Below are 16,082 nucleotides of genomic sequence, written 5' to 3'. Positions count from 1 at the left end.
GGTGTGTTGGACGAAGCCGCGCTCGGGCGGCGGGCCAGCACGGGAGGCGCCAGCATGATGGTGCGGATGCACGACCCCGGCGGTGTTCGGGAGACGCTGCCGCCCACGCCCACGGGGGGCGTGGGCGACAGCTTCGAGGAGTTCTACGCGGCCAACTTCCAGCCGTTGATGCTCCAGCTGTACGCGTACACAGCCGACATCGACCACGCCCAGGACGCGGTCCAGGAGGCGTTCAGCCGTGCCTGGGCCCGGTGGGACAAGCTGGTCCGCTACGACCGACCGGCGGCGTGGGTCCGCAAGGTCGCCATGAACGTGGTGCGGAATCGCTGGCGCCGGTTACGCGCCGCCCGCGCCCACGCGAGGTATCACCGCGACCAGATTGTTGCCGGGCCCGGACCAGACCGGGTGGCGTTGGCGCACGCCCTCGCTACCCTGCCGGATAACCAGCGGCGGGCGATCGTGCTGTTCCACGTGGCCGACGTCAGCGTCGCCGAGATCGCCGACGCGGAGGGGGTGGCGCTCGGCACCGTGAAGTCCTGGCTGCACCGCGGCCGGGCCGCGCTCGCCACCGCCCTCACTGATGCGCGGACGGAGGACCCCTGTGTCTGAGCACGACGTCACGTTGAACCTGGACGACATCTTCGACGCGTACACCGCCGGCGGGCCGCTTGTGGTGCCGCCCGGCGCGGCCGCTGCTCAGCGGGTAGCCAGCCGCCGGCGTACCGCCCGGTTCGTCGCCGCCGGGGTGCTGGTGGGAGCACTGGTGGCCGCCCCGGCGCTCGCCGCGACCTGGACCGACCCGGAGCCGCCCGTGCCTCCGGCGAACACCGCGAGTCCCACACCTCCCGCGCTCACGACGGCACCGACGGCTTCGCCCAGTCCAGGAGCGACGACCGCCTCCACTCCGGCACCCCCGGACGGCTGGATCAGCGAGGACCCCCGGATCACCGATCTGTCGGTCAGCGGCGACGATGTGCGGCTCACCGTGGTCGACGCGGATCGGGCGGTGGGTAACCTCCGGCTGACGATCCGCAACCTGGGGCCGCAGCGGGCGGCGGATCCGCAGGTCCGGGTATACCTGCCGGCAATGGTCACGGCTTCCTCGCTGCCTGGGGGGTGTGCCGGCTCCGTAGCGCAGGACCGCTCCACCGCTGTCACCTGCCGGTTGGCGATCCTGGCTGTTGAGGACAGCGTGATGCTCGACCTCACCGTGTCCGTCCGAAGCTCGGAGGTGGGTACCGGCGCGGTCGGTGAATACTCGGCGGTGGTGTCGTGGAACGAAAGTCAGGGAGCGACCGATCCGGAGCCGAGGGGTGCGTACGAGAACAGTCGCGCAACCGGAGTCCTGACCTTGTCCGAGTAGTCGGTGGGCTCGGGCGAGGGCAGCGGGGGCCCGGGACGGCAGAATGTTCCACGTGAATCATGAGCCGGGCGCCGAGATCCACCACACTGATCCGTTCGCCGTCCCCGCCGGCCAGCGGTCCCCCGTACGTCGGTTGCGGGGCCGCCTGCCGGCGCCGGTGACGCTCTGGACTGCGTCCGGGCCGGCGGGACTGACGGTCTCCTCGACCCTGGTCGCGGAGGGCGAGCCGGACCGGCTGCTCGGTTTGATCGACCCGGAGTCCGACTTCTGGGCGGCGGCCGAGCAGGCCGGCCGCTTCGCGGTGGCGCCGCTTGGTCCGGCGCACCGGCAGCTCGCGGACCGGTTCGCCGGGCTCTTCCCGTCCCCCGGCGGCCTCTTCGCCACCGGCGGGTGGAACGACACCGACTACGGCCCGGTACCTCCGGACGCCGGTGGGTGGGCGGGATGCCGGCTCGACACCGCCCGGGGGTACGGCTGGGGTCTGCTGGTCGAGGCCACCATCGAGGCCGTCGAGCTGGCCGAGGAGACGGATCCGCTGCTGCACTACCGAGGGCGGTACCGCGAGCTGACCTGAGCCGCCGCACCTCCGGGCCGAACCGCCGGGGCCAGCCGGAGCACCAGTCGGGCGGACCGTGACCGACCGGTCACCGGAGTGAGCCAGGTCACTCGGCGCAGCCACCATGCCGTTCGGCGCACCCACCAACCGGCACCAGTTCTGCCCTTCCGGGCGCGAAGCGCGCTCCCTACCGTGCGCGTAACTCCCGATGCCTGTGAAGGTGGTGATCCACGAATGTCCACGGACACACCCGCGTCCGCCCCGGCCGAGTCGGTGACGGAACGCTATCTGGCCGTCCAGCGATCGGACGAGTTCGCCGGGTTGCGGCGCGCACTGCGCGGCTTCGTCTTCCCGATGACCGTCGCGTTCTTCCTGTGGTACGCCCTCTACGTGATCCTGTCCGCGTACGCGCGGGACCTCATGGGCACGAGGATCATCGGCAACATCAACGTCGCGTTGGTTTTCGGTCTGCTCCAGTTCGTCTCCACGTTCCTCATCGCCTGGCTCTACTCCCGGTACGCCGACCGGAGGGTCGACCCGGTGGCGGACCGGATCCGCGCGGAGATCGGGGAGGTGACCCATGACCGCGGTCCTCGCGGCTGAGGGGGGCGACACCACCGCCCGGAACCTCACCATCACTCTCTTTCTCATCTTCGTGGCGGTTACGCTCGCGATCACGGTGTGGGCGAGCCGGCAGACCAAGACCGCCACCGACTTCTACGCCGGCGGCCGGTCCTTCTCCGGATTCCAGAACGGCATGGCGATCGGCGGCGACTACATGTCGGCGGCGTCGTTTCTCGGCATCGCCGGCATCATCGCCCTGTACGGCTATGACGGCTTCCTCTACTCGATCGGATTCCTGGTCGCCTGGTTGGTGGCGCTGCTGCTGGTGGCCGAGCTGCTGCGCAACTCGGGCCGATACACGATGGCCGATGTGCTGGCCTTCCGGATGCGGCAGCGCCCGGTGCGCACCGCCGCGGCGGTCTCCACCATCACGGTGTCGATCTTCTATCTGCTCGCCCAGATGGTCGGCGCCGGCGCTCTGGTCGCCCTGCTGCTCGGCATCCGCCCCGGCACCACCTTCCTCGGCATGGACGCCGCCACCGCGAAGGTGGCCACGATCATCATGGTCGGCGCTTTGATGATTATCTATGTCACGGTCGGTGGCATGAAGGGCACCACCTACGTCCAGATCGTCAAGGCATTCCTGCTGATGAGCGGCGCCCTCATCATGACCTTGCTGGTGCTCGCGAAATACAAGTTCAACCTGTCGTCGCTGCTCGGCGACGCCGCCGCGGCATCGGGACAGGGCAGCGCCTTCCTGGAACCGGGGTTACGGTACGGCGTCGAGGTCGCCGGCGACACGACACGGACCTTCTACAACAAGGTCGACCTGCTCTCGCTGGGCGTCGCGCTGGTGCTCGGCACCGCCGGCCTGCCGCACATCCTGATCCGCTTCTACACCGTGCCGACCGCCAAGGCGGCCCGCAAGAGCGTGCTCTGGGCGATCGGCATCATCGGCACCTTCTATCTGCTCACCCTGGCCCTCGGCTTCGGCGCGGCCGCCCTGGTCGGCGGCGACGCCATCCGCGAGCAGGACCGGGCGGGCAACACCGCCGCACCACAGTTGGCCGAGGTACTCGGTGTCGACTTCCTCGGCGGCGATCTGGGTGGGGCGACGTTACTGGCGGTCATCGCGGCCGTCGCGTTCGCGACCATCCTGGCCGTGGTCGCGGGCCTCACCCTGGCGTCATCATCGAGCCTGGCGCACGACTTCTACGCCAACGTGATCAAGGACGGGACGGCCTCGGAGCGGCAGGAGGTCGCGGTCGCACGGATCTCCGCGCTGGTGATCGGCGCGGTCTCGATCGTACTGTCGATCTTCGCGCAGAGTCTGAACGTCGCCTTTCTGGTGGCGCTCGCCTTCGCGGTGGCGGCATCCGGCAACTTGCCGGCAATCCTCTACAGCCTGTTCTGGAGACGTTTCAACACTTCCGGAGCAGTATGGGCGATTTATGGCGGCTTGTTCGCCGCGGTCTTCCTGGTGTTCTTCTCCCCGGTCGTCTCCGGCGCGCCGACGTCGATGTTCCCCGCCCAGGACTGGCAGTGGTTCCCGCTGTCGAACCCGGGCATCCTCTCCATCCCGTTCGGCTTCCTGTGCGGATGGATCGGCACGGTGACCTCCAAGGAGCGCGACGAGGACAAGTACGCCGAACTCGAGGTGCGCTCGCTCACCGGCGCGGGCGCGCACTGACCGACCTGGATGGGCTGCGCGGCGTGTGCCGGACCACCCGGAATGTTCACCTGCCCCGGTCCGACGCCTGGCGTCGGACCGGGGTCGCTCCTTACCCGACCGATGATCGCGCCGATCGGTACCCTGACCGGCATGAAGGTTGTGCAGCGTTTCGGGTCCGGCCACCGCATTCTCGTCACCGGTGGCGCCGGCTTCGTGCCGTCATACCTCGTCGATGTCCTGGTCTCCCGCGGGTGCGCGGTGGTCGCGGTGGACAATTTCGTCACCGGATCGAAGGAGAACGTCGCCCACCTGGCGGACACGCCGACCTTCACGCTGGTCGAGGCAGACGTCGCCGACGGGCTGCCGACCCACCACTCCGCGTTCGCCGAGCGGTTCGACGCGATCCTGCACATGGCCTCGCCGGCCAGCCCGACCGACTTCGAGAAGCTGCCCGTGGAGATCCTGCGGGTCGGCTCGGTCGGCACCCTGCACCTGCTCGAACGTGCGGTCGCCGACGGCGCCCGGTTCCTGATGGCCTCCACCTCCGAGGCGTACGGAGACCCGAAGGAGCACCCACAGCGCGAGACGTACTGGGGCAACGTCAACCCGATCGGCGTACGCAGCGTCTACGACGAGTCGAAGCGGTTCGCCGAGGCCGCCACGATGGGTTACCGCCGCAGCCGGGGCCTGGACGCCGCCATCGTCCGCATCTTCAACACGTACGGGCCGCGGATGCGCCCGGACGACGGGCGGGCTGTTCCCACCTTCATCTCGCAGGCCCTGCGGGGTGAGCCGATCACGGTGCACGGGACCGGCAACCAGACCCGCTCGATCTGCTACGTCGACGACCTGGTGCGGGGCATCCTGCTGCTACTCGACTCGACGGAGACCGGGCCGATCAACTGCGGCACCGAGCACGAGCTGAGCATGCGGCAGCTGGCCGAGACGGTCGTCTCACTCTGCGACAGCAACTCTGAGGTGACCTACATCACTCGCTCCGCCGACGACCCGGAGATGCGCCGACCGGATCTCACACTCGCCCGGGACCTCCTCGGTTACGAGCCGCGGGTAATGCCCGAAGAGGGCCTCCGACGCACGATCGAGTACTTCCGCGAGCGACTGGGGCACACTTCCTAGACGCTGGCCGGCCCGACCCGGCCCCAGACGCTGGCCGCCCGGCCCAGCGGCCAGGCCGGCGGCCGAGCACCGGATGCCGCTTCCACGCCGCCCGGCACCTCACGATGCCTGTCGTAGGGTAACCGAGACACCACTGAGGGCGACGGCGCCGGATCCGCTTCAGGGAGAAGCTAGCCGGACGTACGTACCCTGAGTTGCATGTCAGCGACCATGCCTGCCGGTGTCCCGCTCCCGCACCTGCACCGCAGCGCCGGGCGCGCTCCGGTGCCGGGCTCCGGCCCGGGCAGACGGGCCCGCTCCGGCAACACGCGGTGGTACCCGACGGCCGACGTGCCCCCGCCTGGTGGCCCGGGTGGCCGGGGTGGACCTGGACCTGGCGGCGGGGACGGCGGTTCCGGTCGACCGAGGCGGCGGGGTCCCCGCCCGCGCTGGGGTCGGATCGGCCTGGTGGCCGGAATCGCGGTACTGGTGCTGGCCCTGCTCGGTGGCGCCGGCGTCTGGTTCTACGCCCGCGGCCTCAACGACGACCTGGCGCGTACCGATCCGTTCTCGCAGATCACCGGTGGCCGGCCGGCCAAGACGACCGACGGCGCGCTGAACATCCTCATGGTCGGCAGCGACTCGCGGGACCCGGACGCCCCGGTCGACCAGGCGGGCCAGTGGCGCGCTGACACGATCATGGTGATGCACGTCCCGAGCAACCACCAGGAGGCCTACCTGGTGTCGATCCCACGCGACCTGTACGTGCCGATCCCGGCGGAGGCGGGCGCGGACTGCGGCTCCGGCCAACGCAGGAAGATCAACGCGGCGTTTGCCCTGGGCGGCCTGCCGCTGGCGGTACGCACCGTGGAGTGCTTCACCGACGTACGCCTCGACCACGTGATGGCGATCGACTTCGCCGGCTTCAAGGAGGTCACCGACGCGCTCGGCGGTGTCGACCTGACCGTGGAACGCACGACCACCTCGATCCACAAGCCGTACCGGACCTTCACCGAGGGCGTCAACCACATGAACGGCGCCGAGGCACTGGATTGGATCCGGCAGCGCAAGCAGTTCCCGAACGGCGACTTCGACCGGATGCGGCACCAGCAGGAGTTCCTCCGCGCGCTGATGGACAAGGCGGCGAGCACCGGGACGCTCACCAACCCCGTCAAGCTGAACGACTTCCTCCGGTCGGTGACCGCCGCGGTCACCGTCGACGAGGGGTTTTCCCTGGTCGACACGGCGGTGCAGTTCCGCAAGCTGCGCGGTGAGAACCTGACGTTCCTGACCAGCCCACACAACGGCAGCGACACGATCAACGGCGAGTCGGTGGTGATCTCGGATCGGGAGAGGGCGCTCGCCATGTTCCAGGCGATGGCCGCGGACACCATGGCCGGCTGGGTCGAGGCAAACCAGGAGAGCGGCGGCAACTGATCCCTGGCCCGCGGGATCGATCGGACTGGCGGGCGGAACCACCGGCCCGGGTCGTGCGACCGGACCGGCGGGTTCCGCCGAACCGGCCACCGTACTCGCGCCGACCCGTAGCCTGACGTGAGGAGTATTCGCGTACGGGTGGCGGGGAGGGAACACGTCCAGGTCGCGGGACGGACGGGAGCGAGCCGGCGCGGGCGGCCGGCGCGGGCGGCCCCGCTGGCCCCGCCTCCTGCTCGGTCTCGGCCTCGCCGTGGCACTGCTGGCCGGCCTCGCCGCGATCGGCCTCCGGACGCTCACCGAGCGGTACGGCCGGGCGGTGGTCCAGGAGCAGCTGCTCGACCCGACCGCCCGCCGGGACGGCACCGACCCGGACGGGCCGCTCAACTACCTCATCGTCGGTACCGACCGGTGGCGCAGCGGCAGCACGGCCGACCGGCGGTCGGACACCATCCTCATCGTGCACGTGCCCGCGGGTGGCCGAGCGGCGTACCTGGTCTCCATACCCCGGGACCTGCTAGTCGCCATCCCGGCAACCGCCGGCTACGACGGCGGCCAGGACAAGATCAATGCGGCGTACGAGCGCGGTGGCGGCGGACAACCCGGCACGCGGCTGCTCTCGGCGACCCTGGCCCGGCTGACCGGGATCCAGTTCGACGGCGCCGCCTTGATCGACTTCTCCGGCTTCCGGGAGATCATCGACCTCCTCGGCGGGGTCCGCATGTGCGTCGACACCGAATTCCGCTCGATCCACACCGACCGGGTCTTCACCCCGGGCTGCCAGCAGATGGACGGCGGCACCGCCCTGGACTTCGTCCGTCAGCGCTACGACCTACCGAACGGGGACTACGACCGGCAGACCCACCAACAGCAGCTGCTCCGGGCGGTGCTGGAACGGGCCGGCGAGACCTCACTGCGAACCAACCCCGTGCAGCTGGACCGGATGATCCGGGCCGTCGGCGCTTCGCTGATCGTGGACACCAACGGCGTCCCCCTGGAGGAACTGGTAGTCGCGCTACGCGACCTACCAACGGACGCCCTGCGCGGCGTCCAGGTGCCGTCCCGGCCACAGACCATCGGTCAGGTCTCGTACGTGGTGCTGGAAAACGGTGGGAGTGGGCTGTTCGAAGCGGTCCGGGGTACCCAGGTGCCGGAGTGGGCTCAAGCCCACCCACGCTGGGTGACCCGACTGTGAGCGGCGGTCGCTGAGCTAGCTTGGTAGCCGTGTTCGGACCCCGCGTACCCACCGTGACCGTGCCCGAGATCGCCGACGACACGTACCTGCTCGACGTCCGGGAGGACGACGAGTGGGCCGCCGGCCACGCTCCGGAAGCCCACCACGTGCCGATGATGGAGCTGCCGTCCCGACTGGCCGAGGTGCCCAGCGACCGGGACGTGGCGGTCATCTGTCGCTCCGGCGGGCGATCCGCCCAGGTCGTCACGTACCTCATGCGCAACGGCTGGGAGCAGGTGCGCAACGTCGATGGCGGGATGGGCGAGTGGGCCGCCGCCGGGCGTCCCGTGATCGGCGAGGACGGGCAGCCGGGTCGGGTCCTGTAGCCGGCGTGGGCATCGGCCGTCCCCTGGTCTTCGCGCACCGCGGCGCGTCGTACGACCTCCCGGAGCACACCCTCGCCGCGTACCTGCGGGCGCTCGACGAGGGTGCCGACGGGCTGGAGTGCGACGTCCGGCTGACCCGCGACGGACATCTGGTCTGCGTCCACGACCGCCGCCTCGACCGGACCAGCAACGGACGCGGCCGGGTGAGCGGGCGGACTCTCGCCGAGCTGGAGGCGCTCGACTTCGGGTCCTGGCACCCGAGCTGCGCCCTCCCCGACGGGGACGAGGTGCTCGACGAGTCGCACACCCGGCTGCTCACCCTTGAGCGGCTGCTGGACGCGGTACTCGCCGCCGGCCGGCCGGTCCGGCTGCTGGTCGAGACGAAGCACCCCGCCCGGCACGGCCGGGACGTCGAGCGACGTCTGGTGACGCTGCTGCGCCGGTACGGCCTGACCGAGCCTCGGCCCGGGCATCCGGTCCAGGTCACCGTGATGTCCTTCTCGCTGCTGGCGGTACGCCGGATCCGCGAGCTGACCCCCGCGCTGCCCACGGTGCTGCTGCTGGAGGCGCTGCCCGGCCGGCTACGGCTGGGCCGGTTGCCGTTCGGCACGCGGATCGCCGGGCCCGGCATCGTGCTCGTGCGGGCCCGCCCAGACCTGGTGCCGGCGCTGCGCGCCGCCGGTAACCAGGTGTACGTCTGGACCGTGAACGATCCCGCCGACCTGGATCTGGTGGCGGCCGCCGGGGTGGACGGGGTGATCACCGACCGACCGGCCCAGGCGCTCGCCCGGCTCAGCGAGGGAAGCCCTTCCTGACGCCTGCAGCGGTAACGGGCTGCCTACCGAACACTCCGCCGGGTGGGGGTGTCCGGGGGTCCGGTCCGCGGGGGACACTCGGGGCATGCCGGAGCGCACGGACTTCTCCGCCCTCATCGCCGGCCACACCGTGGTCATCGAGATGATCAACTGTGGGGACTCAGGCGTGCCGGTCCTCAGTCAGTTGCTCCGGGTGGCGCAGAGCGCCCTCGGCGCGTCCGGCATGGCATTCGTCGAGTTCGCACCCACAGGTGGTCGGGTGATCGCCGCCACCGGCGCCGCCGAGTGGACGCTCGGCCGTCCCCTGCCGGCCGACGACCCCGACACGGTCTGCCTGCTCTCCGGGCCCCGCGTGCAGCAGGTCCGGATGGACCGCCTCACCGGAAAGCTCGCCCACGCGCTCGTCGGGCGCGGACTGCGCCGGATGACGGTGTCCCGGGCCGAGATCGGCGGGCTCGCCGTGGGCAGCCTGCACGCCCTCTACCCCACCGACGGCGACGGGCCGGACGCCGAGCAGCGCGGCGTGGTCGCGTATCTCGCCTCCTGCATCGCCCACATGTACGGTGACCAGAGTGGCCTGCCGGTACACGGTGACGGCCCGGTGGTGGCCGCGATGGCGGACGGGCTGGCCGTGGTTGACCGGGACGGCTCCGTCCGGCTCTGGAACCCGGCCGCCGCCCAGGTGACCGGCCGCTCCTCCGCCGACGCGCTCAACCAGCCGCTGCCGTTCCCGCTTCCGCCGTCCGGGCAGGTCCTCGACCACCGGCTGCCGGACGGCCGCTGGCTGCGGGTCACCTCGGGTGAGCTGCCGGGTCCCGGCATGCTCCGGGTGGTCACCTTCCGGGACACCACCGACCAGCAGCGCCGCGACAGCGACCGAAACCTCTTCGTCGCGGTGACCAGCCACGAGCTGCGGACCCCGGTCACCGTCATCAAGGGGTACGCGGACACCCTCACCGACCATTGGGAGTCACTGACCGACGCCGACCGACGGTTGGCCGCCCGGGTGATCGGCCAACGCGCCAACGAGCTGGCCCGCCTCGTCGACCGCCTGCTCTCCGCAGCCGCCGAGGTGCGCCCGGGTGAGGACCCCCCGGCCCCGTTCGACCTCGCCGACGCCCTGCGCGCGGCGGTGGCCGACTTCTCCGCCGAGCTGCGCCACCGCATCACGCTCGACCTGCCGGCCGGTCTACCGAAGGCACTCGGTCACCGGGCGAGCCTGGCGACCGTGCTGCTCGAGCTGTGCACGAACGCCGGCAAGTACTCGCCGTCCGGCACCTCGATCGATGTCGCCGCGAGAGCCGACGGGCCGACCGTCTCCTTCCGGGTCGCCGATCAGGGAATCGGCATCCACCCCGAGCACGTCGAGCGTGCGTTCGACCGGTTCTGGCAGGGTGAGTCCGGCGACCGCCGCCGCTACCCCGGGGCCGGCCTCGGTCTCTACCTCGTCCGCCGGATCGTCGAACAGCAGAATGGATGGGTGTCCCTCCGACCGAAGGCCGGTGGCGGTACGGTCGCAGAGGTACGGCTGCCCCGCGAGTGACCAGCGGGGGTGTGGAGGGGCGACAGTGTCGACTGAGGGTGCCGAACGGGCGTGGTGTGTGGTGGTGCCGCACCATCCGACGGGGGCACGGCAGGCGCGGCACCGGCTCGCCGACGAGCTGGCCGACGTCGTACCCCCGACGCTGCTCGCGGACCTGGTGGCGGTCTTCGCGGAGTTGGTGGGCAACGCGGTACGGCACGCCGACCCGCTCCCGGGCGGGGTCATCCGGGTGTCCTGGCGGCTCTGCGGCACGCCTGCCGGTCCGCGTGTCCAACTGCGGGTCACCGACGGTGGATCGGCCGCCCGGCCGAGGATCCGGACGGCCGATCCCGACGCGATCGACGGCCGGGGCCTGCACATCGTCTCCGGCCTCGCCAGCCGCTGGGGCGTTGACCGGGATGGGCTCGGCCAGAGCGTCTGGGCCGATTTCGAGCCGTCCGGCACCACGCGGCCCGACCTGATAGTCGCCTGACCGGCGGGCGCAGGCGGGTCCTCCCACATCCGGCTGCGCCGGCCTCTAGGCTGTCCGACCGTGAGCAAGCGTCGAAAGAGCCAGCGGGCTGCGGACACCACCGGTAAACGCGAGAAGGTACGAGACATCTTCGTGCCCCGCCCCTTCGAAGGGCTGACCGACGAGCCGGAGTGGATCGCGCTGCGCGAGCTGGTGCCGGCCGCCACCGCGCCGTTGCGGCTCGCGCCCGACCTCGTCGAGGAGTACGGCGATCGGGAGGTCGCGCTGGCAACCGTGCTGCCGATGGCGGCACCGGCCATGACCAAGCCGGACGGCCGCGTCCTCATCGGCCTCCAGCGGCACCAGCAGTCCGGGGACGTCTCGCGGGATTTGGCCGAGGCGCTGCTCTGTGCCCTGCGGACCGAGCCAGGCGGGCAGGTCACCGTGCCACCGCTGCCCGGTCCCGGACCCCGCCTCCAGGACGTCCTGGTCGACGGCCCACTGGAAATCACTCTGCACGACGGCTTCGAGTTCTGGCTCGACCCGGGCGCGACCGACGACCCGTCGGTACAGGCGTCTCTGGAACGGGCCAACGCCGCCATCTACCCGACCGTGCGGCTGGCCACGGCGCTGGCTGCGTACTGGTGCCAGGTGCCGGAGAAGGCGCACGTGCGGTGGGTTCTCCCCGACGACGAGGACGCCGCCCTGGACGCACTGGCGCGGCTCAACGCCGCCGGTAGCCTGCCCCTCGGCGAGCAGACGAGGTTCGCCGGGATGTTCCGGGCGCACGGCCGGCTCGTACCGGTTTGGGACCTGCCTGAGGACACCCCAGCCGGCGAGTGGGAGCAGCCGGTCGCGGAGTTCGCCAAGCGCTACGCCGAGGCGCTGGCGGACCCGACCCCGCTGGACGCGGCTACCCGCCGGGCGCGCCACGGCCTGCTCGGCCGACAGCTCACCCTGCGCTGACCGTAGTCACGCACCTCCGGTGCGCGCTGTCGGGTAAGAACCCCAGCCCTGGCGGGGCCGCGGGAAGGTCGATTTCTCACCCGTGCAGCGGGGCTCGCACCATGGGGCAGGACATGCACCGGGGGCCGCCCCGGCCGGAGCCCAACTCGGAGCCGGCGATCGGGACGACCTCGATACCGGCCCGCTCCAACTGCGCATTGGTCTTCGTGTTGCGCTCGTAGCCCACGCACAGCCGGGGGGAGAGGGCGAGGGTGTTGTTGCCGTCGTCCCACTGCTCGCGCTCGGCGGTCACCGGGTCCAGGCCGGTGTCGATCACCCGAAGCTGCGCCAGGTCCATCGCGTCGGCGGCAGCCCGCAGAAAGGGCGCCGGGCCGTCCACCCGTGGGTCCTCGCCGTCCGTCCCGGCGACGACGGTGTACGCGGACAGCGTGCTGGCGATGTTCGGGTACATCAACACGGCGTCGGCGTCGACCATGGTGCAGATGGTGTCCAGGTGCATCGTGGCCCGTTCCTGGGCGATCGGCACGACCAGGATGGTGTGTGCCAGACCCGCGGCGAAGACCTGACGGGCGAGGCGTTCGGCCCCGGCCGGCGTGGTCCGCTCGCCCACCCCGACCGCCAGCACGCCGGGGGCGAGCAGCAGCACGTCACCGCCCTCCAGGTGCTCCATCCCCGGGTGGTAGACGAATTCGGTGCTGACGAACCGCGGATGGTGCCGGTAGATCGCATCGGTGAGGGTGGTCTCCCGGCGGCGGGCCGGCATGGCGAGGCTGGTCACGCCGACCCGGTCGCCGATCCAGACCGACGAGTCCCGGGTGAAGAGCAGGTTCGGCAGGGGGTCGATGACGAAGTCGTGCCGGTCCAGCAACGTGTAGACGAGGCCACCGGGGCGGTCCCGGCTGATCCGCAGTTCCTCGTGGGCCAGGCCGGCGATGAGCACGCCGGCCAACGCGGCCGGATCGAGGTACGCGAGCTGGTCCGCGACCCGGGCACGCAGCGAGTCGCCGAGCCGTGGCGAGCGCAGCACCTGTCCGGTGAGTTCGGCCCGGGCCTCCGCGACGGCCAGCGTCTCGGTCAACAGCTCGGACAGATAAAGTACCTCGACCCCACGCTCGCGCAGCGCTCCGGCGAACGCGTCGTGCTCCTCCTGTGCACGGCCCACCCAGGGAATCGCGTCGAACAGGAGGGAGTCGCTGTTTCGCGGGGTGAGCCGGGCGAGTTCGGGCCCCGGACGGTGCAGCATGACCGTGCCGAGCCGACCGACCTCGCTGTCCACGTAGTGGGTCACTGTCGCAGCGTAGGACAGGGGTTTACCGGCATCCGGCAAAACAACCGTGGATGAACACGGCATTCATCCACAGTCACTCCGGCGCTTGAACTTGCCGACCCGGGGGAGTGGCAACGTAGGGTAGTGAGGACATAACTTCGAGGGACCTTTTGCCGGAGGTCGCGATGACTGTCTTTCCCGCTCGACGAGCCGTACCGTCCGCCCGGGCCCTGCCGTCCGTGGCGGTGCCGCACCCCCGGACGGAAGTCCCGGAGGCTTTCACACCGGCCCGTCCGTCCCCGTTGGAGTGGGCCCGCCGACTGCGGGCCGAGCGGGGCGCGCGGCGTCTGGAGGCGGCCGGCGCCCGGGCTTTGGGCCAGCTCGACCACCTCGGTCCAGCCTGGCACGTCATCGAGTGGCCCCGTACCGACGCCGCCGACCTGTTCCGCGACCAGAGCGGTGACGACCGCGCCGGGTTCCTCGCCATCGGACCGAGTGGCCTCTACGCGGTCACCATCGCCGACCACGGCCGGGCCCGCGTGCTGGTCGCCGGCGACGTCGTGCAGATCAACGGCAAGCGCCCGCCGTACGTGGCCGAGGCCCGTCGCGACGCCAAGCGCTCGAGCGAGGCGCTCTCCGATGCGGTGGGGCTACCGATCCCCGTGACGCCGGTGCTGACCTTCGTCGGCTCCGGCGTCATCAGCGTCTACGGCCTCCCGAAGGACTGCCTGATGGCCACCCATCGGGAACTCGACCGACTGCTCGTGGCGGCCGGCAATCGGATCAGCCCGGCCACCGCCGAGAAGCTCTCGCAGGTCGCCCAACACCCGGCCACCTGGCTTAACAACACCTACCGGGCGGCCGACTACCGGTGGTACGAGGAGGACCGAACGGCCGCTGACAAGCCGGTCGGCCGTCGGTAACGTCAGCCCCGACGCCAAGTCCCGGTCCGGCCGGCCTCCGCGGGTCACGCCGTCACCGGGCCGCCCGGTCAGGGACTGGATCAGCATCGGCCACCCGGTGGCTCCGGCACGGTCAACGACAGACTCTGGGACCAGCTAGCGTGGACAGACCGTCGGTTGTAGATGGATAGGAGGCTCGGTGGCCCACGTCGAACTCTCGCTCTCTGAAGTGTTCGTGCCGACGGCGGGGACACCGGCGGAGCAGGGGTCCGACAACGTCGGTCAGTGGTCCTCGACGGTCTCCGCAGCCGACGAGCCCTGTCTGCTGATCGGCGCCGACGCCCGGGTGGTCGCCATCTCCGCGTCCGGGTGCGAGCTGCTCGGCCTCGGCGCCCCGCAGGACGTGATCGGTCGCCCGTTGCTCGACGGCGGCCTGCGGTTGCTCGACTTCACCGCCAATCGCGGCGAGTTGACCGAGCCGGAGCTCGACAAGATCCCGCCGCTGCTCGCTCTCTCCTCGGGTCGGCTGGCCCGCGGCCTGCTCCGGGTCCAGGGAGCGGAACCGGACGCGCCGGACGCCACCGTCGACGCGATCTCCACCCCGGTACTCGCCGACGGGGCGGTCGCCGGCTCGCTCACGTTCTTCTCCGAGGTCTGACCTGGGCGGTGGATGGCGCGCGCCGCCGTGGCGAAACTGGGGTGGGCGCTCGCCGAGGCCGTAAGGTGCCCTCATGCTGGATATCGCTCTGCTCGCGGGTGAATATGCCGTCTGCCGCCTGGCGGCCGGCTCCACCCTGCCACCAGCCCTGTCGGGCGGCCTGAGCGACAGCGAAGTCGTCACGGTGAGCTGGTCCGCCGAGGGGGTCTCGGTGATCTGCCCCGCCGGCCGGGCACCCGAGCAGGCCGTGGTGGAGACCACCTGGCGTTGTCTACGCGTGGTCGGCCCGCTCGACCTCGCCGTCTCCGCCACCCTGGCCACCCTCGTCGACCCGTTGGCCGAAGCACGAGTCAGCATGGTCGCCTTCTCCACCTACGACACCGATTACCTACTGGTTCCCGCGGTACGCCTGGACGAGGCCGTCACGGCCCTGGACCGGGCCGGGCACCGCGTGCTGATCTAGGGTCTGTCTTTCGGATCTGAACGGTACGAGGCGGTGTCCAGGCGGTGATCCGCCAGACACGTCCAGGCCCGGGGTGGCCGCCCCGGCGACGTCGATACCGGCCTCCACCTTTTCGCAACCGTCGGATCCTCCTACGATGAGCACGGCCCGCCCCGGCTACAACGATTCGAACCGAAGTCTTGAGGATCGGTCCGTGCCGCCCACCACGCCCCGCCGCACCGCCACCTGGCCGCCGTCCCGACTGCGCCGGACCACCGCGGTGGTGGTGCTGGCCGTCGTATCGGCAGCGGGTTGCGGCACCCCACCGGAACTCCGGGGACCCACGCCCACCCCGGCCGCCCGGACCGCCACGCCGGGTGCCGCCGGGACCCCCACCGCTGTCCCCAGCCCGCCGGTGAGCCGGCTCCCCGGACCGCCCGACCCCGGGCCGACCTCCCCGGCCGGCCAGGTCGCCGTCGCCTGCCCGGCCGGCCCGACCGGCCAGCGGGTGACCGCCCTGGTACGCAACCGCGACGTGCTCCCCCCGGACGCCCGCGTCCGGGTACGGAGCGGGCCGCTCTGCGCCGCCGACTGGCACTACACGGTCCTCGACGTGACCGGGTACGAACCGCTCCAGGTGGTCAGTCGCGGGTCGGCAGCCGCACCGCGCCTCGTCACCGCCGGCACGGACGTCTGCACGGCGGAGGTGCGAGTCGCCGCCCCGCTCGGCATCCGGACGTTGGCGTGCGGGGCCGACGCGGGTGCGTAGGCTG

17 protein-coding genes and 1 pseudogene are annotated in these 16,082 nt (G+C 71.3%); 17 read left to right on the top strand and 1 reads right to left on the bottom strand.

Annotation, left to right across the window (positions count from 1 at the left end):
- Nucleotides 1-54: 54 nt before the first annotated feature.
- The 13 genes and pseudogenes from QTQ03_RS20125 to QTQ03_RS20065 all read left to right on the top strand — a co-directional run bounded on the left by QTQ03_RS20125 (nt 55) and on the right by QTQ03_RS20065 (nt 12,040).
- Nucleotides 55-609: a sigma-70 family RNA polymerase sigma factor gene (locus tag QTQ03_RS20125; RefSeq protein WP_289280915.1), complete on the top strand. Its 555-nt coding sequence runs from the start codon at nt 55-57 to the stop codon at nt 607-609.
- The gene (locus QTQ03_RS20120) at nt 602-1,363 is read left to right on the top strand and encodes a hypothetical protein (protein WP_289279396.1); all 762 of its coding nucleotides are present in this window, start codon (nt 602-604) and stop codon (nt 1,361-1,363) included. Before QTQ03_RS20125 ends, QTQ03_RS20120 begins: the two co-directional genes overlap by 8 nt.
- A gap of 28 nt (nt 1,364-1,391) precedes the next feature.
- A pseudogene (locus QTQ03_RS20115) lies at nt 1,392-1,937 on the top strand (flavin reductase family protein); the annotation flags it as partial.
- Between the two features lie 216 nt (nt 1,938-2,153).
- The gene (locus tag QTQ03_RS20110; RefSeq protein WP_289279395.1) at nt 2,154-2,522 is read left to right on the top strand and encodes a DUF485 domain-containing protein; all 369 of its coding nucleotides are present in this window, start codon (nt 2,154-2,156) and stop codon (nt 2,520-2,522) included.
- Nucleotides 2,500-4,173 carry a monocarboxylic acid transporter gene (locus tag QTQ03_RS20105; RefSeq protein WP_289279394.1) on the top strand — a complete coding sequence of 558 codons (1,674 nt, stop codon included), beginning with the start codon at nt 2,500-2,502 and terminating at the stop codon, nt 4,171-4,173. Before QTQ03_RS20110 ends, QTQ03_RS20105 begins: the two co-directional genes overlap by 23 nt.
- A gap of 132 nt (nt 4,174-4,305) precedes the next feature.
- Entirely contained in the window at nt 4,306-5,292 is a 987-nt protein-coding gene (locus tag QTQ03_RS20100) for an NAD-dependent epimerase/dehydratase family protein (protein WP_289279393.1), read from the top strand.
- A gap of 198 nt (nt 5,293-5,490) precedes the next feature.
- Nucleotides 5,491-6,708: an LCP family protein gene (locus QTQ03_RS20095; protein ID WP_289279392.1), complete on the top strand. Its 1,218-nt coding sequence runs from the start codon at nt 5,491-5,493 to the stop codon at nt 6,706-6,708.
- Nucleotides 6,709-6,958: 250 nt separating this feature from the next.
- Nucleotides 6,959-7,900: an LCP family protein gene (locus tag QTQ03_RS20090; RefSeq protein WP_502889791.1), complete on the top strand. Its 942-nt coding sequence runs from the start codon at nt 6,959-6,961 to the stop codon at nt 7,898-7,900.
- Between the two features lie 29 nt (nt 7,901-7,929).
- Nucleotides 7,930-8,265: a rhodanese-like domain-containing protein gene (locus tag QTQ03_RS20085; protein ID WP_289279391.1), complete on the top strand. Its 336-nt coding sequence runs from the start codon at nt 7,930-7,932 to the stop codon at nt 8,263-8,265.
- A gap of 11 nt (nt 8,266-8,276) precedes the next feature.
- Nucleotides 8,277-9,080 (top strand): glycerophosphodiester phosphodiesterase, encoded by an 804-nt coding sequence (locus tag QTQ03_RS20080; protein WP_289280913.1) that lies wholly within the window; start codon nt 8,277-8,279, stop codon nt 9,078-9,080.
- 85 nt (nt 9,081-9,165) lie between these two features.
- On the top strand, nt 9,166-10,623 hold the full coding sequence (locus QTQ03_RS20075; RefSeq protein ID WP_289279390.1) for an ATP-binding protein: 1,458 nt from the start codon (nt 9,166-9,168) through the stop codon (nt 10,621-10,623).
- Nucleotides 10,624-10,648: 25 nt separating this feature from the next.
- Nucleotides 10,649-11,095: an ATP-binding protein gene (locus QTQ03_RS20070; RefSeq protein WP_289279389.1), complete on the top strand. Its 447-nt coding sequence runs from the start codon at nt 10,649-10,651 to the stop codon at nt 11,093-11,095.
- Between the two features lie 60 nt (nt 11,096-11,155).
- Entirely contained in the window at nt 11,156-12,040 is an 885-nt protein-coding gene (locus QTQ03_RS20065; protein WP_289279388.1) for a DUF5926 family protein, read from the top strand.
- Between the two features lie 76 nt (nt 12,041-12,116).
- Here QTQ03_RS20065 and QTQ03_RS20060 read toward each other — a convergent pair whose 3' ends face one another.
- Nucleotides 12,117-13,283 carry an arginine deiminase gene (locus QTQ03_RS20060; RefSeq protein WP_289280912.1) on the bottom strand — a complete coding sequence of 389 codons (1,167 nt, stop codon included), beginning with the start codon at nt 13,281-13,283 and terminating at the stop codon, nt 12,117-12,119.
- 209 nt (nt 13,284-13,492) lie between these two features.
- Here QTQ03_RS20060 and QTQ03_RS20055 point away from each other — a divergent pair, with 209 nt between their 5' ends.
- From QTQ03_RS20055 to QTQ03_RS20040, 4 genes are all read left to right on the top strand, one after another.
- Nucleotides 13,493-14,230, top strand: a complete 738-nt coding sequence (locus tag QTQ03_RS20055; protein WP_289279387.1) for a hypothetical protein — start codon at nt 13,493-13,495, stop codon at nt 14,228-14,230.
- 178 nt (nt 14,231-14,408) lie between these two features.
- Nucleotides 14,409-14,867, top strand: a complete 459-nt coding sequence (locus tag QTQ03_RS20050; protein WP_289279386.1) for a hypothetical protein — start codon at nt 14,409-14,411, stop codon at nt 14,865-14,867.
- Between the two features lie 73 nt (nt 14,868-14,940).
- Nucleotides 14,941-15,330, top strand: coding sequence for an ACT domain-containing protein (locus tag QTQ03_RS20045; RefSeq protein ID WP_289279385.1), 390 nt, complete (start codon nt 14,941-14,943; stop codon nt 15,328-15,330).
- Nucleotides 15,331-15,466: 136 nt separating this feature from the next.
- Nucleotides 15,467-16,078 (top strand): hypothetical protein, encoded by a 612-nt coding sequence (locus QTQ03_RS20040; protein WP_502889790.1) that lies wholly within the window; start codon nt 15,467-15,469, stop codon nt 16,076-16,078.
- Nucleotides 16,079-16,082 lie beyond the last annotated feature (4 nt).

Source organism: Micromonospora sp. WMMA1363, from assembly GCF_030345795.1.
GTDB lineage: Bacteria > Actinomycetota > Actinomycetes > Mycobacteriales > Micromonosporaceae > Micromonospora.
Note: the sequence above shows the minus strand (reverse complement) of the source record. Positions and strands in the feature narration are given on the sequence as shown.